Origin of the sequence: Rubripirellula reticaptiva (assembly GCF_007860175.1) — a bacterium.
In the GTDB taxonomy this organism is placed as follows: Bacteria; Planctomycetota; Planctomycetia; order Pirellulales; family Pirellulaceae; genus Rubripirellula; species Rubripirellula reticaptiva.
Map to the genome: position 1 here is coordinate 163,621 of NZ_SJPX01000003.1, position 19,392 is coordinate 183,012.

The window sequence follows — 19,392 nt, forward strand, 5'->3', positions numbered from 1 at the left end:
CCTGATTCCTATCACCTACGTCCTCTCCCGCCATGATTCCCCGCGAAGTGATGCAGAACATTCGCCGAATCCAAATCAACACCTCTCACGTCGTGGATGATTTGCTGGCCGGCAGCTGGCATTCCGCGTTCAAGGGTCGCGGGATCGAATTCGAAGAGGTACGGCCATACCAAGTCGGCGACGATATCCGTACGATCGACTGGAACGTCACCGCTCGCGCCGGCGAACCATTCGTGAAGCTTTTTCACGAAGAACGAGAAATGTCGGTGATGCTATTGGTCGACCTCAGCGCTTCCCAAGACTTTGGAACAAACCATCAAACCAAACGTCAACTGATCACCGAACTCGGCGCGACGTTGGCTTTCAGCGCGATTAAGAACAACGACAAAGTTGGCTTGACTCTGTTCACTGACCAGATTGAAAAAGCGCTTCCGCCCCGCAAGGGAACCCGGCACGTACTGCGTCTGATCCGCGAACTGCTTTACTGTGCCCCGATCGGACGAGGCACAGATATCCGAGCAGCGTTGGATCACTTGGGCCGAACCGCTTCGCGGCGCAGCGTTGTGTTTCTGGTCAGCGACTTTCAAGACGAGGGCTTTGAACGAACGCTACGTGTGACTAGGCGAAAACATGACGTGGTTCCGATCATGGTCAGCGATCGGCACGAAACCGAACTGCCCAACGTCGGCATGATTCGCCTGCGTGACCCTGAATCGGGACGCCAGGTTTCAATCGACACATCCAGTCGCCGGCATCGGCTCCGCTTTGCCGAGCGAATGCAGGCGCGCATCGCTGCCACTGAAGCGATGTTTCGGCGGATGAAAATGGAGCCGATTCGTATCGTGACAGGCGAAGACTATGTCGAACCACTGCAACGGTTTTTTCATCGCCGGGAGGCGAAGGCGTGAGCCGAGTTCGTACAAATCTGACGGGAATGTTCGCGATTCTGGCGTTGACGGCATGTGCCAGCGGCCTCGATGCCGCCGATCCTTCGCCACAGATCATTACCGATGGTGACGTTGAAATGACGATCACAGCGACTCCGTCGCAAGCGCCGGTCGCAACTCCGATTACGCTGCGCATCGAAATCGAAGCACCGGACCGGACAAGTATCTTCCCGCCGATGCATAAGGGCACCGTGATTAACAAAACGCTGGGCCGATTCAGCGTCACGGATCGCGCGGCGCCGACCATCGTGCCCTCCGCCGGCGGCCGGCAAACACGAATCTACCAATATGTGATCGAAACGCTTTCCAGCGGTCTCCACACCATCCCATCTCTTTCGGTCGCCTATCAATTACCCGGCATGACGACCGGGCCCAAACCGATTGTTAGCGAACCAATCGATGTAATGATCGAGTCGCTTCTTGATCCGATTTCTGACCCAACCCAGTTTCGCGACCTGAAGGGACCAGTAACGGCCAGACCGGCGGCCCCAACATCAAGTTCGAATGTGCCGATTGCCATTGCCTCGCTTGCGGCATTTGCCGGATTGTTGATCGCGGTTTTCCGGTATCGCCGTCGCCAACCGATTGCAGCCGATACTTGGGCAATCGCGGAAATTGAACGCATTGAGTCTCAGTCCGGCAAGCGACCAGGCCGTGCAAACCCGATGGACGAGCTTGCCGCCACGGTGCGTCGTTTCATCGAGTACAACCAACAGACGCCCGCCACCGCCATGTCGTCTGCCGAACTGATGCAAGTGGCCAAACAATCCGACTGGCCTGCTGACGCCGTCATCACGCTCGATCAATTCACTCGCGAGATTGACCGCCAAAAGTTCTCTGGCGAAGAGATTTCCAACGACGCCTCGATCAACCAGTGGTGCGAACGAATACGATCGATGGTCCAAACGATTGCTCGCGCCGAGAATGCTGGCACCGCGGCACCGAAAGAGGTTCAGTAATGTTTCTGTACCCTGGTTGGCTCGCGTTATTACTGATCATTCCCTTGCTGGCTTGGCGATCCTGGCATCGGCGAGACCCAATGTCGATTTCATTCAGTTCGGCCGCCGCGTTATGGGACGAACGACCAACGTGGCGGCAAAGACTGGCTTGGTTGCCGGTCGCTCTGTCGTTGGCTGCGCTCGCGCTGATGATCATCTCACTTGCTCGCCCACGCTATGGCAAAGAACAAACGATCGTGACAAGCGAAGGGATCGCGATCGAAATGGTCGTCGACCGCAGCGGCAGTATGCAAGCGCTCGACTTCAAAATTGACGGAACCAACGTCGATCGCCTGACCGCGATCAAGAATGTCGCCTCGAAATTTGTGCTCGGCAATCCAGACGCCCTACGCAGCAATCGCAGCTCCGACGAACACGACGAAGATCAAGACACTGCGGTCGCAGGCCGTGTCAGCGACTTGATCGGGCTGATTACGTTTGCCGGTTACGCTGATGCGATCACGCCACCGACACTGGACCATCCATTTCTAGTCGCCCAGTTGGAAAACACTGAAATCGTCAACGATCGAAACGAAGACGGCACCGCAATCGGCGACGCACTTAGCCTTGCCGTTGATAAACTCAGCTCACTCGACGAAAAAGTTGAAGACACCGACAAACGCCAAAGCAAAGTCATCATCCTGCTGACCGATGGTGAAAACACGGCTGGCGAAACCGAACCATCCGAAGGTGCCGAACTGGCCAAAGCGATGGGCATCAAGGTCTACACGATCGGCGTTGGCACGAAAGGCCAAGCGCCATTTCCCGTTCGCCGAACCCGTTCGGGCCAAATCCTGGTCGACTATGTCAGCGTCAACATCGACGAAGAAACACTCACTCAGATCGCCGACAAAACAGGCGGCAAGTACTTCCGCGCCACCGACACTGACTCGCTGGAAACCATCTACGGTGAAATCGACAAGCTGGAAAAGACCAAAGTCGAAACTCAGCGTTTTGCTGACTACCGCGAAATGGCGGTCCAGGACGTGCGGATCAGTGGTTGGCATGTGCCGCCGCTGCTGGTGATCGCGTTGTGGTTCCTGGCCATCGCAGCGGTGCTGCGGCGAACCGTTTTTCGCGTCCTGACCTAAGGCCATCTGATGAACTTCAACGAATTCGAAATTGGCTCGCTTGCCAGGCTGAACTATCTATGGCTGGTCGCCGCGATCGCTCTGCTAACGCTGCTATCATTTGCCGGAAATCGACGCGCGGCCCTGCGGTTTGTCACCAAAGATTTGCGAGAACACGTGTTCGGCAAAACGTCACTGGCCGGACGGTGGATATCGCTGACATGCGTAGTGCTGGCAATGACTCTGTTGGTGCTGTGTATCGTCGACGTTCGCTGGGGGAAGGTGTCGCGGACGATTCCGCAAAAAGGAATCGAGGTGATGTTCGTACTGGATGTCTCGCGCAGTATGTTGGCCGAAGACGTCACGCCGACGCGACTGGACCGAGCCAAACAGATGATCCGCGACGTGATCGACGAGATGACCGGCGACCGCATCGGCCTGGCTGTCTTCGCAGGCGAAGTCAAGCAAGTGATTCCGATGACCAGCCATTACGATGACTTCAAGCAACGACTCGACGAAGTTGGCCCCGAAAACATTGTACGTGGCGGGTCTAAGCTGGGCGATGCCATCACCGTGGCCGCCGAAGGATACTTGACCAAGACCAACGAACACAAAGCGATGGTGCTCGTCACCGACGGCGAAGACATGCAGAGCCGGCCGATCGAAGCGGCCAAGAAAGTTCACCAAGACAAAGGCGTCACGATCTTCACGATCGGTCTGGGCGACTTTGACGTCGGTGCGAAGATCCCCATCCGAACGCGATCAGGTCGCTCGTCGTTCATGACGCACGATGGCGAAACGGTTGTTTCGAAACTTAATGGCGACATTCTTTCGCAAGTCGCGACCGAGACCGGCGGCGCTTACATTCCGGCCGGCACCAAACAGGTCAACATGTCCGATGTCTACCACGGCTATATCGCCAGCGTCGAACAGCAGGACTTTGAAACGGCAACGGTGGACAATTACGAAGCACGGTTCGCGTGGTTTCTCACCCCCGCGATCGTCATCTTGATGGCGACCCTATGGATTGGCAAAGACTGAACCGGTGCCATTTAAACCGATCCGGACTAGACCAACGACTCATCCAGATCATCTTCCATCGTCACACCCAAACCAGTCAGAACGGCTTTCAGCTTTGCGTCGAGAGCATCAAGTTGCTCCAGCACGTCATCTTGACGCTGCTCCAGTTCACGAAGCAATTGACCTGGTTCTTGGTCAGCGACTTGCGAAGTAGGCGTGGGCGACATTTTGAGCTCAACCGGGGTCAGTGAAATGCCCACGGCGAGATTTTTGCGGAATCACAAAACAAATTCGCTGGGCTTGCAGGGAGAATCGGCTCGGATGTTGACCGTCCATGACCGTCGGTGCGATCGCAACGATCCGCAAAACTCGGTAAAGATTGCCGGTTTTTCCGCGTAATCCGACCAGGCAAACCTGCCGGCCCCGACTGCCGCGGGACATCCCAGAACAGCCTCATGCCCAGCTGTCGACCCAGACGATTAGAAAAGTGGTGTCGGGTGCCTTATTGCCCATTGCTAGAAAAGGGCATAAAGGTCTAAACTGCCGCCACATCGCGTCCCCGCCGAGTGGCGGATTTCGTTGCAATTCCCTCAGTTAGGGAGAAAATTCTCTCAGATGAATTCGGAGCAAAGATGGTTAAGTTAGTAGTTCGGGACAGGGAAACAATCCAAGAAGCTGTCCGCCGATTTCGGAAATTGGTCGAGCGTAGCGGCATCAAAAAAGAGATGCGCCGCCGCGAATACTACGAAAAGCCCAGCGAAACTGACCGCCGCGCACGCCTGCGAGCCGAGCGCCGAGCACGCCGAACCCGACTGCTAGGCCGATAAATACAGCCGGTATCCGGATCAAGAATCAGGTTTCAGCAAAATAGACCAACGTTCAAGCTGGAACCTGACCGATGAATCCCGCAATCCGCTAACGCGGGCGCTTAGCTCAGTTGGTTAGAGCATCTCGTTTACACCGAGAGGGTCGGGGGTTCGAGTCCCTCAGCGCCCATCCACTTAAACCCGCGAAACCCTTGCGTTTCCGCGGGTTTTTTCGTGTCTTGCCTCACGACGGTGGGCGGATCTTGATGGTCAGGAAAGGTCTCTATTTAACCACGATTCTATCGAAATAGTCGACAAGCGACTGAATCCGCACACCGCGGGCGATTCCCGCAGCTTGCTATCGTAAGCGTCGATCCGCTTCTTTCCGGTACGTTTTTGCCGTTGATACTCCACGAATGCTTCGATGTGCTCGCCAATCGGCGTGCCAGCATCTTCGGCAATCTGGTCTTGTTCAGGTGACAACACTTTCGCTTTGACAAGCTCGGCACGGCCAGTCAATTCCGCAAGAACTGCCATAGCGTCCTGCTTGTCCCGGCATCCCGTAGCCACTTCGCACACAACACCTTCGCCGTCTCGATGTTTGGCAATCCACTTGCCTACCTATGTCGCAATGCCTGACCCGCGGGGCGTTCCACAGAATGATTCGAACAACTGGGAACCCGAGCTTTTTCCTGCTGCGTTTCAGGGAACGCCACTCAGTTCCAAAGAACCGATTCGACACCTCGGTGCCCCTGTTGTGACCGGATCTGTTGATCGTGCGGCGCGGGCGATGTTGCATTGAATCAACGAACGACATCTTCAACAACATCCCGGCGATAGCAAGCTGGCAGCGCGGATCGCCAGCGAGTTAGTCGCCGCCAGGATGCAGCTTAACCTGGCCCGAGATCACCGACTCGAGCTCGGAGCCCGCACCGGTTCTGAGGAATTACGGAGCCGACGATGAATCCAATCCAAATCGTGCGGCTTTCCCCAGCAACTGCATTCCCGCTCGACGAATGATTGAAAGCGACGTTCGATTCGTTCAGTTGTGCAGTTGTGCAGTTGTTCAGCGGCGTTTACGCCAGCGGCGGGAAACTGACTTGGGATGAACACAGCAACTTGAAAGAACAAGACGATACGCACGCCGCCGTGCTCGATCAAACAATTGTAGCGTTGATCAAGACATGAAAGCTCGCGGGCTGTTGGACGAAACGCTCGTGGTATAGAGCACAGAATTTGGGCGAATGCCGTTCTTTCAAAAAGGCGCCAAGGGTCGCGACCACAAACTCGATGAATTCACGTGCGGTTGGCCGGAGCCGGAGTAAAGCTGGGCGTCAGTCACGGCATGACAGATGAACTCGGCCAGAACGCAGTTCAGAACTTTCATCCGTTGTACGATTTCAATGCCACGATCTCGCATCTACTCGGCCTCGACCACGAGCGGCTTATATTCGAGCGCAATGGTATTCAACTTCGGCCGACGAACGTCGAAGACATGTCATTCGCGAAGTCTTCGCTTAAAAACAAAAGAATTGGCCGATTGGAGTTCGTTGTAATTCATGCACGCCCGACCATGGCCGACGCCAAGCCGGCTTAAAGATTCGTTCCGACCACGAGTTGCGATCACTTCCATCCATATTGGCACTATCCAGCACTGGATTGCTGCTGTCTTTACTAAGCGATGATTTCCTTGATGATGTTGCCGTAATCTTGATCCAGACGCTTGTAGCCGGGAACTTCCAAGCGGCGTGGGTCGATGCCCAACAGATGATTGATCGTGGCGTGGACGTCGGTCACATAGTGAGGGTTTTCGACGGCATGAAAACCCAATTCATCGGTGGAGCCGTGAACAACGCCGCCTTTGAGCCCGCCGCCTGCCATCCAAACACTGAAGCCAAACGGATGATGGTCTCTGCCATCGGCACCTTGGGAGCCTGGTGTGCGTCCGAACTCGGTTGCGAACACAACAATGGTGTCTTCCAACAGACCTCGCTGCTTCAAGTCTTTCAGCAAACCAGCCGTGGGCAAGTCGACTTGTTTCGAAAGCTTGGCGTGCCCTTGTTTGAGCCCCGAATGATGGTCCCAAGCACCGGCCGCACCGTCACCATGCATGATTTGAATGAACCGTACGCCGCGTTCGGAAAATCGGCGAGCGGCTAGAAGCTGCTGGCCGAACGTTTTGGTCTCGGCTTGATCGAGTCCATACAGTTTGCGAGTTTCTTCCGATTCGCTGTCAAAATCCAGCACGTCAGGCACAGCGGTCTGCATCCGAAAAGCCAGCTCGTAAGACTGGATTCGTGCTTCCAAGGCTGGATCACCTGGAAACTGTTCGGCAGCAAGTCGGTTCAGTCCGTTGGTGAAATTCAAATTGCCCAACTGCTCGGCCGCGTTCATTCCGCCATACGGACTGGCGTAGTCGAGCGGATTCGCGGGGTCGACTTTCAGGTTCACCGCATCGTAGGCTGGGCCCAGGTAGTGCCCGTCTCGCTTGTCAAAAAAACGTGGGCCGATGTTGATGAATTGTGGCAGGTTGTCACTCAGGGAGCCGAGACCGTAGTTGATCCAGGCGCCAATCGTCGGCGCTCGTGGGTCCAACATGTGTCGACCAGAGTGAAATTGGACCTGGGCGCCGTGGTTGTTGTCAGTTGTCCACATCGAGCGAATGAGCGCGATGTCGTCCGCACAAGATCCAATTCGCGGAAACCAATCACTGATCTCCATGCCCGACTGCCCGTGCTTCTTAAAGCCGACCTGCAACGGATAGATTGTGTTGCGACTTTTCCCATTCGCATCATCGACGACGACGACCCTCAGATCCTTGAAATGTTTTGGGGCGAGAACATCCGCGTGAGGGGTCTCGCTGATTGATTTTCCCGCGAATTGATTGAGCGCCGGCTTCGGATCAAAACTCTCCATGTGGCTGACGCCACCTCGCATGAACAGCCAGATCACACGTTTCGCTTTGGGCTGAAAAGGCGGTCGCCCATCGGGCTTGGAAGGTTCCTCAGCAGCAACGATCCCGTCAAGAGCCAGGGCGCCGAAGCCAAGGCCGGACCGAAGCAGATACTGTCGACGTGAGAGGGGGTGGTTCATCGGATCACCTGGAAATCGTTGTGATTCAGCAGTGCATGAATGAAGCGGACGCGGTCTTTGTTTTCGGTCAAGAAAGAAAGACAAGCTGCCATTTCATTGGCCGAGGGAGGTCTGGCAAGCAGCAATCGGAATGCAGCTTCAGTCATTTCGGTGTCTGACAAAGCGGTGTCAAATTGTGAATCGATGTCACCTGCCGCTTCGATCGCTTCGCGGCTATTCATCAAGGCAAGCGCTTGCCCGGGAACAATGCTCTCGCTGCGACGGTAGCAACCGAACACATCGGCATCGTCGAATGTCGATAGAAAATTGTCGCGTTCATCTCGTGAGTGACGCAGATAAACGCTACGGCGACGGACGTCGCGAGCAGGTTCGACAGATGGGCCTCCTGACGTCGGATCAAGCTTGCCAGCCAAATGAAGCAAGCTATCGCGAATTGCCTGAGATTCCATTCGTCGATTGTTCATCCGCCAGTAATAACGGTTCGCTGAATCGCTAACGAGCGTCTGCACGTCGGCGTCAAGGTTCGATGAACTACGTTGCCAAGCCTTGGACGTGAGAATCAAGCGGTGCAAGTGCTTCATGCTCCAGCCCGATTCGATCAACTCAGCAGCAAGATAATCCAAAAGATCCTGGTGCAGCGGTTGGGGTGCCCGCCTGCCGAAGTCAAACACCGAATCGACCAGCGGTGTTCCGAAGTGTCGCATCCAGATGTGGTTGACGGCGACCCGCGCGGTCAACGGGTTGTCGCGATGCGTGATCCAACGGGCCAGCGAGATCCGACGCCCGGTGCTGGTTTTCGGATACACCGTCGCAAACTGGGAAACGTTGTCTGTCTTTTGATTCAGTGCCCGCTCGCTACCTTGTAGCGGTGCATGCTCTGGTAATTTCCCAGCAGCCAATGCGGCTTTCGCCGCGTCTATTCGCTTGACGGCATCGGCTTGTTTGGCTTCATCTGCTTTCAGCAGATCGACTTCCGCTTTCGCCAACCGCGTTTGAAGCTGAAGTCGTCCAGACTGTTCTAACAAGATTTCCTTGAAAGGCGACTCAGAATGGTCTGGTTTGAACATTACTTTGTCCACCGCGATGGCTGCCTTCAGTGCTTTCCATTCCAACTCGGCCAAAGTCTCCTGAGCCTGCGCCAACTTCAGTGACTTGTTGGAATCAACAGCCGCAGGTTGATCTTTTGTTTGCTGCAAAATGGTGTCGGCGGGCAACGGCTTGACGTCGATCGAGTAGAAATCCGCGGCGGCATCGAATGCGAACAACTCGATTGATCCGGCGTGTCGTTGCGGTAACCGGTAAGCAAAAAGAAACTCTCTATTCAAGGAAACATTGATCAAATCTTCCCTGACTTGAACATTCAGCGAGTATTCCTGATGCAGCTGTATCGCGCGGTCGGCTTTGGCATTTCCGGGATAGACTTGCCTGCCGGCCTGGGTGTGGGCGAGTTGTACTTTCGGCCCGCTGGCAAAGGCACTGACATAGACGGTGTGAGCGTTTTCGTTCGTTTCGTCGACATCAAAACGAATCCCGGTTGATTTCCATTTTGTGCCACCCGTTGTTTGGAATCTCAGCGTCAGTTCAAAGTCACGGGGATGATGCGACTTGGTTTGCAAACATGTCCGATCGGTTGTGGGCTGCGTTTGCGAAAGCAGGCCGCCTTGGTAACGCCAACCATCGCCGATCGTCTCCCAGATATCGGGACGAGCCTTTTTGAAATCATCACTCAGCGCCTTGCCGACAGTGTTGGTTGGCTTCGCAGTTGGTTTGTTCTCCGTTTTGGTTTCGAGTCTGATTTTCGCGAGTGCTTTGCGTGCTTGCTCAACGTTTGCTTCCGCTTTCGCCAGTCGATCCATTTGCACATAGTCTCGGACTCCCGGAGCCCAAGCTTCCACTGGCAGATCAATTGGCATCGGCGTCTCGGCGAACGCCGCCAAGAATCCTGGCGGACCTGGGGGAATCGTTTTATCCTTGACCGGCTGAGCGGGGTCGCCTCGGCGGTGAAGGAAAGTGGCGGCATCCAATCTGTCGTCGTATACCCGAGGAAGCGCGTTCTTCGCGTAATCCGTTTCACCTGGCAACGCGTCCAGGCGGACATGATGAGGTTCGAACACCGCGCGGAAACGATAGTAGTCTTCGTGACTGATCGGATCGTATTTGTGGTCGTGACATTTGGCGCAGTTCATCGTCAAACCCAGAAACGCTTTACTGGTGTGTTCGATCGTGTCATCCAGCCAGGTGGTGCGATTGAACAAATAGTAGTTGCGGGCCAGAAATCCAGTGGCCGCAACTGCCTTTGGATCTTGCGGAGCCAGCTCATCTCCGGCCAACATCTCCATGATCATCTGGTCATAGCCTTTGTCGCCATTGAGCGAATCGATGATCCAATCTCGCCAATGCCAAAGATGCTTTTGGCCGTTGCGCAGCTCTTCGCCGAGACCGTACCAGTCGCTATATCGCCAGACATCCATCCAGTGCCGCCCCCAACGTTCGCCGTATTGCGGACTACCCAGTAACGAATCGACGATTTCTTCAAGCGGTTCATCTGAGACGAGCTGTTCCGCCGTGGGTGGCAGGCCGGTGACATCGAGGTAGAGCCGTCGCAGCAGCAAACTTCTCACCGCTGTCTTCTGTGGTTTCAACCCGTTTGCCGTTTGTTTTGCCACCAGGAAAGCATCAATCGGGTTGGGTTCCCGCACCGCTGGTAAGGGAGGACGTTGTATTTTCTGAAACGCCCAATGCTGCGTCGGATCCGCTTCCGCTTGCTCGTCTTCCGGGGCAGCGGCACCGTTGCTCAGCCATTTCTGGATGACATCAATTTGCTGAGCCGTTAGCGTTTCGCCTTCGGGAGGCATTCGCACGTCGTCTTCGGTTGAAGTCAAACGGCTGAGCAATTCACCGTCGAAGATCCCATGGTCGTCCATGGCCTTCGCGGTGTCCAATCGCAAGTCGGCTTCCTGTTTCAAAGCACCGTGACACGCGAAGCATCGATCTTTCAGCAGCGGCTTGATTTCGTTGAGATAGAGATCGACGCCAGAATCTTGCCCCTGTGCGGAGACCGACAGCAACAGCAGGGGGAAGACGGAAAGGATCTTCGCAAAGGCATTCATGGCTGGACGAGGCTCTCATTCAAAACGGGTGGGTGAAACCGAGTTCATCGCAACAACAAACAACGTCGCGCAATCTTTCGTGATACCGATCGATCACGCGGTTAAAATTCCTTTGACCACGTGTGCTTCTTCCACGCCCGTCAGTCGAAAATCGAGCCCTTGGAACTTGTAGGAAAACCGTGTGTGATCGATTCCCAACAAATGGAGCATCGTCGCGTGGAAATCGCGAACATGCACACGGTCTTCGACCGCGTTGTACCCGAATTCGTCGGTCGCTCCGTATCGAGTGCCTCCTTTGACGCCACCGCCCGCCATCCACATCGAGAAGCCCTTGATGTGATGATCTCGCCCGCTGCCTTGAGCCATGGGAGTACGTCCGAATTCGCCGCCCCAAATCACCAACGTGTCATCAAGCATGCCGCGTTGGCTCAAGTCCTTCAGCAACGCGCCGGTACCTTGGTCAACCAGCTTCGCCGTCGTTTCAACGCCTTTTTTCACCCCGCCGTGATGATCCCAACCGCGATGGTATAACTGGATAAACCGTACTCCGCGTTCGGCCAATCGGCGCGCGAGCAGGCAGTTGCTGGCGAATGATCCGTCGCCTGGCTTGCAACCGTACATGTCAACAATGTGTTGCGGTTCGCTGGACATGTCGGTCAGCTCAGGCACCGATGCCTGCATGCGAAACGCCATTTCATAGCCAGCGATACGTGTCGCAATCTCCGGATCATCGAGCTGTTCGTTTCGGTGCGAGTTGATTCGCGAAATCGCATCGATAACTTCTCGTTGTTGCTTTCGACCGACACCAGCCGGATTGCCCACGTAGTGCACTGGATTCCCCGTCGCATGCATTTGCACACCTTGGAATCGGCTCGGCAAGAAACCCGAATGCCACTGTCGTGAACTGATCGGCTGACTCTGTCCGCCGCCTTCGCTGGTCAACACAATGAAGCCGGGAAGGTCTTCGGTCTCAGCCCCCAAGCCGTACAAGGCCCATGATCCCATCGAGGGCCTGCCGCTGATCGCCGTTCCGGTGTTGAAGAACGTGTGTGCCGGATCGTGATTGATTTGTTCGGTATGCATCGAATTGATGATGCACATTTTGTCGGCCCATTTTCCGATGTGCTCAAAGACCGAAGACATTCTCAGTCCGCTTTCGCCGTGTTGGACGAATTTATGCTGCGGGCCAAGCACGTTCAGTTTCTTGCCTTGCAACTGAGCAATCGGTTGACCTTTGGTCAGTGACTCGGGCATCTCCTTGCCGTCGTACTTCGCAAGTTCCTCTTTGTAATCGAATGTCTCCAGATGACTCGGTCCACCCGCCATGCATAAATGGATGACTCGCTTGATACGCGGTGGATGATGTGTCGGAGAAACGACGCCGGTCCAATGGCCATCGATTACTGACGCGGCCGATGGAGAGCGTCCCGTTTGCAGCAGCGATCCCAGCGCAACCGAGCCAATACCGGTGTTGCGGAGGAATGTTCGACGAGCGATCGTGGCGTGATTTTGCATTGTTTCGTTAGCCGTCATGAATCAAGCCCAGCGGTTTGGAGTTCGCAGGTTCAATATCGGGTGATTGTTTCTTGAAGGTTCAGGATCACGCGGGCGACGCTTGTCCAAGCGGCCAACTGTACGGGATCCAAGTCTTCGGCAACGGACGCATTGCCTTCGCTGATCAATTGCTTTGCCTCGTCGATCGATTCGGCAAAGTGGTTGGAGTGTTGAACGAACACATCGCGAAGTTCGTCCGCCACGACGGCGTCCGGTCCGCGAGAGACTGCGGTTCGATAGGCCCATGTGATTTTCTGGTCGGTCGAATCACCGCCTTCTCGCATGATCCGCGCGGCAAAGACGCGAGCGGCTTCGACGAACGTGGGGTCGTTCAAAAGGGTGAGTGCTTGCAGCGGCGTGTTGGATCGCGAACGCTGAGCGGTGCATTCTTCGCGACTGGGTGCGTCGAAGGCTTTCAACATCGGATGCAAGAACGTTCGCTGCCAATGCGTATACACACCACGTCGATACTGGTGATCGCCGTCGTCGGCGGCGTACTCTCGACGTGGGAAGTTCAATTGGGCGTAGTACCCCGGCGGCTGATACGGCCTTGCGCTCGTGCCGCCTACTTGTTCGACCAACAGTCCGCTGATAGCAAGCGCGCTGTCGCGAACCATCTCCGCCGCTATTCGGAAACGCCCCTGCCGTGCAAAAAGCTCGTTGTATGGATCGCTTTCGCGAAGTTCGGGTGAAGGCTTCGATGATCGTTGATAAGCCTGACTGGACGCAATCAACTTCATGATGTGTTTGATGTCCCATCCCGACTCGACAAATTCCACGGCCAGCCAATCGAGCAACTCGGGGTGCGAGGGGTAAGTGCCCTGCCCGCCAAAGTCATCAACGGAACTGCAGATTCCGCGCCCCAACATCAGGAACCACAATCGATTCACCATCGTTCGCGCGGTCAAGACGTTGTCGGGTTCGCAAAGCCAGTTGGCAAGATCAAGACGCGTGGGCCGAGCATCACCGGTTTCGAGCTTGCCCAGAAATTCGGGAATCGCCGGCCCGACGACTTCACCCGAATTGTCCATCCAATTTCCGCGTGGAAGAATGCGGATCTCGCGTGGCTCAACCGATCTGCTAACCACCATTGTTGTCGCGGATTCTTCGACCTTGGTGCGGTTCGTCTCGGCATCGGCGATCTGTTTTCTCAGGTCGACCATCTCATCGGCGCCATCGATGTAATGATCTTCGACGGCCTTTTCCTGTTCGTCGGTTCGCTCGGACGGATTGATCGCAATCGCTTTAGCCACCGTGGAAGGAATCCCTGCGCCGGTGTAGCCCGCTTGATCCCAGTGCACGAGCCCGCCGAACTGTGTGTAGGCCATGCCTTTGACAACCGTGCCGACCGGCAAGCCGAGCTGCAACGGGTCAGCTTCCAGTCGAACCCACTTGCCGGTATTTGGCAGACCACCGGCTCGTTGGTATCCGACCCAACTGTCGGCTCGCTTTCCATAACTGATATCGTCGGAACCCCACACGGCACGGTGTTCCCAATCCCCGTCATTGAATTGGAGCATCAGGGCTTTCGGTGGATTCTTGGAATCCAAATGCACCCAAACATAGAACTTCATACCCGCTTGAACGGTCGCTTTTTTTCTCGCGTCATCGAAAAAGTGTTGAACGAGTCCGTCGGATTGTTGGCTTCGCGATTTCGAACCGCTATGCACTGGAACACCCTTGCCGCTAACAAAATTCCAGCTGCCGTTATTCTTGCCTCCCGTGTCTTGTGCATCATCGATCCAGACAGTGTCGACTGATTCGTTACCTTCGATCTCATTCCGCGTGATCGCTTCCCATTCGCTTTGGCGTTCCAGCAACTGTTGCCGCAATGGAGCGACTCTTGCGTTCAACGCCGCGAGCTTTTGATCGGCTTCGGCAAGTCGCCGTGAGTCGTCGTCCGAAGGAACTCGAATCGTTGGGGGACGACTTCGAGCACCATAAACGCCTCGTTCGTCGAGGTCAGCAAAGAAAGCACCCAGCGAATAAAAATCCTTCGCTGTGTACGGGTCGTACTTGTGATCATGGCACTGGGCACATCCGACGGTCGCTCCCATGAAAACTTGCGACACGTTCCGGACACGATCGGCAAAGTAGATCGCGAGATACTCCTTCGCTTGTGAGCCGCCTTCTTCGGTCGTTTGGTTCAATCGGTTGTAACCCGATGCGACCTGTTGATCCAACGTCGGATCGGCTAGCAGGTCACCGGCAAGCTGCTCGCGAACGAACCGATCGTACGGCATGTTGCTATTGAAGGCGTTGATGACGTAGCTGCGGTAGGGCGATTGCGAAACATCCTGATCGCCGTGATATCCGACCGTGTCCGCAAATCGAACCAAGTCCAGCCAATAGATTGCCATTCGTTCGCCGTAGCGACGGGAATTCAACAGCCGATCAATGACTTTTTCATCCGCGTTTTCACTCGCGTCGTTCACGTATTCGTTGACTTCCTCGACCGTTGGAGGCAATCCAGTCAAATCGAATGACAGGCGACGGATTAACGTGACGCGATCTGCCTCCGCAACCGGCTGCACACTGCTTTCCACCAATCGCTGGTTGACGAAATGATCGATGCCAAGTGACTTCGAGTCTTCCTCTCGCTTGAGCGGAGTGTAGGCCCAATGCGATTCGTACTCCGCACCTTCCGTGATCCATCGACGCAGCGTCTGTTGTTCGATTCGAGTCAGCGGCTTATGTGACTCCGGCGGCGGCATGACCATCTGCTCGTCATCCGAAAAGATGCGTCGAACCAGCGAACTCTTGTCGGCATCACCGGGCACGATCGCCTCGGTTTCGATGGCTCGTGCTCGCAGATCCAGTCTTAAGTCGCCTTCCACCGTCTTTGCATCCGGTCCGTGGCAAGCGAAGCACTTGTCCGACAGGATCGACCGAATGTCGCGATTGAATTCGAGTGACGATTCTTTGGCATTGCAAAACGACGCCATCACCAGGAAGAAGAAGACCTTCAAAGCCCAACGTTGGGAGATCGCTGGCGCGGCGAAAGATCGTAGGCAAGCAAATTTCGAGCGAGCGCGGCCCTTCCGACTCAATCGATCGATGGGAGAAGCGACGGCAAATGGACTGAAACGTTCAAATGGGAGGTGCATTCAGCGGAACCTTGTCAGCAGCAGAGCACGTTGAACCAGAGAATGGTTGTAGGTGGGAAGATTGGCGGATTCCTATGATACACGGCATTCCGAACGCAGGTGCACCACACCCACTATGTTCGGTACCACCCATTGTGCAGCCTTGTTGGCATTGTGATTTTGGCCGACAAACTCGAATCCAAATCCGAGACGATCAACTTCGCGGTCCATTTGACGTTTAGAACAGCGACAACTACAGCAACATCGGCTTCCTTCACATCGAAGCTTCGGGAGCGGATGGCATGCCCAACGAGATTGGGCTCGCTCGCGGGATCACCATCGATCCGACATGAAGGTTTCCTGGCGATTTCTCGGCCGTGCAGGATGAGTTCCCTGCCGCGTCGCAGCAAGTGGGACGATCGATCGACCTGAATGACGTGATCCAGCAACTCGCCTAATTCGATTTGCACGGTACGTTGCAACCGATTCGGATTGCTGCTGCTTTGGTCGGCCATGAAGATTTAAGCAGGTGGCGTTCTGGTGCCCGTATGGCCCAAGGCGAGCAGGTCGCTGCCAATCGCGATCCCAAAAACACCTTTGACGTCAACGACAACGGAACGGTTTCAGCACTCGATGCCCTGTTGAACATCAACGCCCTCGCCCGACATGATAACAACCAAAGCAGTAGCATCGATCCAGATGACTTCTACTCAAATGTCTCTGGCGATAGCACCGTCTCTGCCCTGAATGCTTTTCTGGTCATCAATCAGTTAACGAGACAAGATCAGCTCGGAGCGCCTAACCAAATCACCGCTCCGACGGAACCGCCAACGAGTCTCGATGGCCAGATGATCAGGTGGACCGCGTCTCCGCTTGTCGGTGGCGAGACCTACGAAGTCGCGTTTTCGACGAAAGCAAGCTGTAATGCAGCAGACTTTGTCGCTAGCCGCAATGGAGTCGATGGGCTGCAAACTTCAATCTTCACCGAAGTCACGACCGACGGCGATTACTTCTTCTGCGTGACCGCCATCGGTTTCAACGACACTCGCTTTCCTGCAGACAACCAAGGTGCGGCGGTGCGACATGAGCTCGAGCGATTTCACACCGTGTTCTTCAGCAAAGCGACCGTCGCGATCTCTCAAGGTTCGCTGTGTCCAGACACACCGAGCAACCTGCGGTTCTTCGATTTGAAACGCAGCGAGATTGCCAGCAACGCTGGCCTAATCATCGATTGGATGGCGAGACGATGATCTACAAAGCGATCATGTCGGACGCTTTTTTGGATGCTAGGACAAGGTCTGGAGTGTAGGGGAAGGTGGTCGTTGGTAGCGGACAACTTATCGTCGACAACGAAGTTGATTTATGGGATGGAGCGATTGAGCGAGCAATCTTTGTGGATGAACATGGAGTTTTTGATCTGAACCGACCAAACGCAATCTACTCAGGAACCGATTTCGACAGCTCCTCAGCGGTTAGCAAGAATTGTAACAACTGGACGAGGCAGAGCCGGGGAGTTGGTGGCCTTACCGGAATCGAAGGATATATAATTCAAGGCTGAATTGACTCGGGGAATATCGTTGCATGCGATGCCGAAGCCTCCCTGCACTGCATCACCCCCGCACAACTGTCCTAGCTCAGTGGTGTCGGCAACCATCGACCCATTCTCGGGCCGTCCCTTTGTAGTTCAAAAACCAAGGCGACCGATAGATTACCGATTTGACGAGGTCGTCGGCATCGATGGTGATTCCGCCAGCGAGTGCAGCCAAGAGATCTTTCTGGTTCAGTAGGCACACGCCGAAGCGATAAAGAAGACGTTGCTGTTTCATCCAGTGCAACCAGTGGCATTACTCGCTGGCGGAACCGCGCAACGGATCTTTCGATAATGCCGTCACGACAGAAGCACTAAGCCGGGAGGCCGGACTCGTCTCTGAGTTGCCCATCAGCGCTGGCCGCGATGCTCAGTGATTGGCTCCGATGAACGCCCTAGTATCGGATTAGCCGGTGACAAAAGTGAGAACGGAAGTGGCGGATTTGTTCTTGAGTCCGGTTCAAATTGAATCGATTGGAATTCTCACCGAAGGGTGTGGGTGAGATTGGCCACGGGCCGATTCGGTTGGATGGCAATTGGGGTAGGTTGGATTCTTATGGGTGGGTGGAAAACGGTACTTTGTATGGTGCCACCCACCTTGCGTTGACTATCGGATTGGCTACGCCGTCACTGCTGTTGAAGGTGCAGACAACGCTAACGCGTTTGGCGCCCCGACGCAGACGGCAAACCAGACTCGAGCATGACCGGTCCCATGCCAGCGATGCGTGTCTTCTGTCCAATCGATTGAACAAAGTCCAGAGTTGATTGCGTCCGCGCCATTTGCTGATCGAAATAGTGAACTGAATTCGCTATAGCCGCTGACAGTCAGCCTATAAGTTGAAAAACCGAAAAAACGGATAGATTTCATCTACAACTGTTTGTTGATGTGAATGTGGATCGCTCCGGGCACGACTTCAAAATGAAGGGGTTCTTCATCGATCACTTCCCCGTCCATCGTGAATCGCATCGGGGGGTCAGATTGCAAGCGCAGAGAACGCGTTTGGCGGAAAATGACTTGATCACTGTCAAGAAAATCGCCGAGTAGATTGTTAGCGACAATCTCGACCATGTCGCCGATCGTGCCATCGCGAATAAAAATAACATCGATCAAACCATCAGTCGGAGACGCTTTCGGAGCGACCTCAATTCGCCCAGCGTTGGTTCTGCCGTTGGCAACAAGGACCGCCCAAGAATCGAGTTGAGTAAAGACTTCTGCGTCGCAGGTTGCGTTAATGCGGTAGCTTGTCATGTTGGGCAGGACATCGACTGCACCACGAATGTAGCTGAATGCTCCCCAACGGGATTTCATTTCGTCCGTCATCGCTTCGCTAACTCGAACACAATTGCCCCCCGCCGCGATGTTTGCGTAGTAACGCTGTAAGTTTCTGCCGCGGACACGGACAATGTCGACGGGTGCCGCTTCCTGGCCGAGCAAGTTTACTGCGGATGCAATGCTCTCTGGCACACAAAGTGTCCCAGCAAAATCGTTTGCGGTGCCAAGCGGGACAATGCCCATCGTCGGTCGGCGACGAGCGTCAATAGTCATTAACGAATTGACGACCGCGTTAACAGTCCCGTCACCGCCGGCTGCAACGACCGTTGCCAAGCTTTCAGCGGAGATGTGGCCAAGCTCTGTTCCCAAATCAGAAATTTCCGAAAGGTCGATCCATTGAGTTGATCGTTCCGCAAGTGTTTGCCGAAGTTCAGAGATTTCTGAGGCTCGGCCGGATCCCGAGTTCCAAACGATGGTTAGTGGCGACATAGGTGTTACGATGCCTTTGTTGGGTGTTCGTCAAGGTCGTTGAATCTGGCAGGTGGGCTCGCCGCTTCGATTGCGATAATTGGCTCGACAACTCGGCAGCGATTCTGAGCACCTTGAGGCACAAGCCACGAATCGCCAGTACGCAACGAGACAGTTTCGCCACCGAGACCAAGTTCGAGTGCGCCATCAATCATGTGGCCCATTATTTCGTAATCGCGGATAATCGCATCATTAGAATCGCTTGGATCTTGCTGCCAGCGGCGGAAGGAAACTTGCATACCAGTAGCAAGGTTTTGCCTGCCCATCGCGCCGCACTCAGCCGAGGCTTTGGGAGTGACTTGCGGGACAACCATCATTG

18 protein-coding genes, 1 tRNA gene and 1 pseudogene are annotated in these 19,392 nt (G+C 55.0%); 10 read left to right on the forward strand and 10 right to left on the reverse strand.

Annotated elements, in window-relative coordinates:
* Positions 1 to 32: 32 nt before the first annotated feature.
* Genes Poly59_RS13365 through Poly59_RS13380 form a run of 4 tightly spaced genes read left to right on the forward strand, consistent with a single transcriptional unit; the run spans position 33 to position 4,056 of the window.
* The gene (locus Poly59_RS13365) at positions 33 to 908 is read left to right on the forward strand and encodes a DUF58 domain-containing protein (protein WP_146534626.1); all 876 of its coding nucleotides are present in this window, start codon (positions 33 to 35) and stop codon (positions 906 to 908) included.
* On the forward strand, positions 905 to 1,906 hold the full coding sequence (locus Poly59_RS13370) for a hypothetical protein (RefSeq protein ID WP_146534627.1): 1,002 nt from the start codon (positions 905 to 907) through the stop codon (positions 1,904 to 1,906). The genes Poly59_RS13365 and Poly59_RS13370 overlap by 4 nt, the downstream gene beginning before the upstream one ends.
* On the forward strand, positions 1,906 to 3,036 hold the full coding sequence (locus Poly59_RS13375) for a VWA domain-containing protein (RefSeq protein ID WP_146534628.1): 1,131 nt from the start codon (positions 1,906 to 1,908) through the stop codon (positions 3,034 to 3,036). Before Poly59_RS13370 ends, Poly59_RS13375 begins: the two co-directional genes overlap by 1 nt.
* A gap of 9 nt (positions 3,037 to 3,045) precedes the next feature.
* Positions 3,046 to 4,056 carry a VWA domain-containing protein gene (locus Poly59_RS13380; RefSeq protein ID WP_146534629.1) on the forward strand — a complete coding sequence of 337 codons (1,011 nt, stop codon included), beginning with the start codon at positions 3,046 to 3,048 and terminating at the stop codon, positions 4,054 to 4,056.
* 26 nt (positions 4,057 to 4,082) lie between these two features.
* Here the strand turns inward: Poly59_RS13380 and Poly59_RS13385 are convergent, their stop codons facing one another.
* Positions 4,083 to 4,262 (reverse strand): hypothetical protein, encoded by a 180-nt coding sequence (locus tag Poly59_RS13385; RefSeq protein WP_146534630.1) that lies wholly within the window; start codon positions 4,260 to 4,262, stop codon positions 4,083 to 4,085.
* Positions 4,263 to 4,667: 405 nt separating this feature from the next.
* On the opposite strand from Poly59_RS13385, the gene rpsU reads away from it, so the two are divergent.
* Both rpsU and Poly59_RS13395 read left to right on the forward strand, forming a co-directional pair.
* Positions 4,668 to 4,862, forward strand: a complete 195-nt coding sequence (gene rpsU / locus Poly59_RS13390; RefSeq protein WP_146534631.1) for a 30S ribosomal protein S21 — start codon at positions 4,668 to 4,670, stop codon at positions 4,860 to 4,862.
* 95 nt (positions 4,863 to 4,957) lie between these two features.
* Positions 4,958 to 5,031 (forward strand) — tRNA-Val (locus Poly59_RS13395).
* 80 nt (positions 5,032 to 5,111) lie between these two features.
* Here the strand turns inward: Poly59_RS13395 and Poly59_RS29465 are convergent.
* Entirely contained in the window at positions 5,112 to 5,378 is a 267-nt protein-coding gene (locus Poly59_RS29465) for a hypothetical protein (protein WP_186776346.1), read from the reverse strand.
* A gap of 401 nt (positions 5,379 to 5,779) precedes the next feature.
* Here Poly59_RS29465 and Poly59_RS30650 point away from each other — a divergent pair.
* The 3 genes and pseudogenes from Poly59_RS30650 to Poly59_RS30655 form a co-directional block, all read left to right on the forward strand.
* A pseudogene (locus tag Poly59_RS30650) lies at positions 5,780 to 5,833 on the forward strand (hypothetical protein); the annotation flags it as partial.
* 28 nt (positions 5,834 to 5,861) lie between these two features.
* Positions 5,862 to 6,029, forward strand: coding sequence for a DUF1501 domain-containing protein (locus Poly59_RS30155; RefSeq protein ID WP_246151625.1), 168 nt, complete (start codon positions 5,862 to 5,864; stop codon positions 6,027 to 6,029).
* 157 nt (positions 6,030 to 6,186) lie between these two features.
* Complete coding sequence (locus tag Poly59_RS30655) at positions 6,187 to 6,438, forward strand: DUF1501 domain-containing protein (protein ID WP_390621483.1); 252 nt, start codon at positions 6,187 to 6,189, stop codon at positions 6,436 to 6,438.
* 77 nt (positions 6,439 to 6,515) lie between these two features.
* Here the strand turns inward: Poly59_RS30655 and Poly59_RS13405 are convergent, their stop codons facing one another.
* The 5 genes from Poly59_RS13405 to Poly59_RS29470 all read right to left on the reverse strand — a co-directional run bounded on the left by Poly59_RS13405 (position 6,516) and on the right by Poly59_RS29470 (position 16,199).
* Positions 6,516 to 7,934 (reverse strand): DUF1501 domain-containing protein, encoded by a 1,419-nt coding sequence (locus tag Poly59_RS13405; protein ID WP_146534632.1) that lies wholly within the window; start codon positions 7,932 to 7,934, stop codon positions 6,516 to 6,518.
* Positions 7,931 to 11,044: a DUF1553 domain-containing protein gene (locus Poly59_RS13410; protein WP_146534633.1), complete on the reverse strand. Its 3,114-nt coding sequence runs from the start codon at positions 11,042 to 11,044 to the stop codon at positions 7,931 to 7,933. Before Poly59_RS13410 ends, Poly59_RS13405 begins: the two co-directional genes overlap by 4 nt.
* A gap of 93 nt (positions 11,045 to 11,137) precedes the next feature.
* Positions 11,138 to 12,577 carry a DUF1501 domain-containing protein gene (locus tag Poly59_RS13415; protein WP_146534634.1) on the reverse strand — a complete coding sequence of 480 codons (1,440 nt, stop codon included), beginning with the start codon at positions 12,575 to 12,577 and terminating at the stop codon, positions 11,138 to 11,140.
* A gap of 32 nt (positions 12,578 to 12,609) precedes the next feature.
* Positions 12,610 to 15,567 carry a PSD1 and planctomycete cytochrome C domain-containing protein gene (locus Poly59_RS13420; RefSeq protein ID WP_246151626.1) on the reverse strand — a complete coding sequence of 986 codons (2,958 nt, stop codon included), beginning with the start codon at positions 15,565 to 15,567 and terminating at the stop codon, positions 12,610 to 12,612.
* A 251-nt stretch (positions 15,568 to 15,818) separates the two neighbouring features.
* Positions 15,819 to 16,199 carry a hypothetical protein gene (locus Poly59_RS29470; RefSeq protein WP_186776234.1) on the reverse strand — a complete coding sequence of 127 codons (381 nt, stop codon included), beginning with the start codon at positions 16,197 to 16,199 and terminating at the stop codon, positions 15,819 to 15,821.
* Between the two features lie 33 nt (positions 16,200 to 16,232).
* Here Poly59_RS29470 and Poly59_RS13425 point away from each other — a divergent pair, with 33 nt between their 5' ends.
* Entirely contained in the window at positions 16,233 to 16,934 is a 702-nt protein-coding gene (locus Poly59_RS13425) for a dockerin type I domain-containing protein (RefSeq protein ID WP_146534635.1), read from the forward strand.
* A 384-nt stretch (positions 16,935 to 17,318) separates the two neighbouring features.
* On the opposite strand, the gene Poly59_RS13430 is transcribed toward Poly59_RS13425, so the two are convergent.
* The 3 genes from Poly59_RS13430 to Poly59_RS13440 all read right to left on the reverse strand — a co-directional run bounded on the left by Poly59_RS13430 (position 17,319) and on the right by Poly59_RS13440 (position 19,390).
* Positions 17,319 to 17,510, reverse strand: a complete 192-nt coding sequence (locus Poly59_RS13430; RefSeq protein WP_146534636.1) for a hypothetical protein — start codon at positions 17,508 to 17,510, stop codon at positions 17,319 to 17,321.
* A gap of 630 nt (positions 17,511 to 18,140) precedes the next feature.
* Positions 18,141 to 19,034, reverse strand: a complete 894-nt coding sequence (locus Poly59_RS13435) for a diacylglycerol/lipid kinase family protein (protein ID WP_146534637.1) — start codon at positions 19,032 to 19,034, stop codon at positions 18,141 to 18,143.
* Between the two features lie 5 nt (positions 19,035 to 19,039).
* A complete protein-coding gene (locus Poly59_RS13440; protein ID WP_246151627.1) occupies positions 19,040 to 19,390 on the reverse strand; it encodes a cupin domain-containing protein in 351 nt (116 codons plus the stop codon).
* Positions 19,391 to 19,392: the final 2 nt, after the last annotated feature.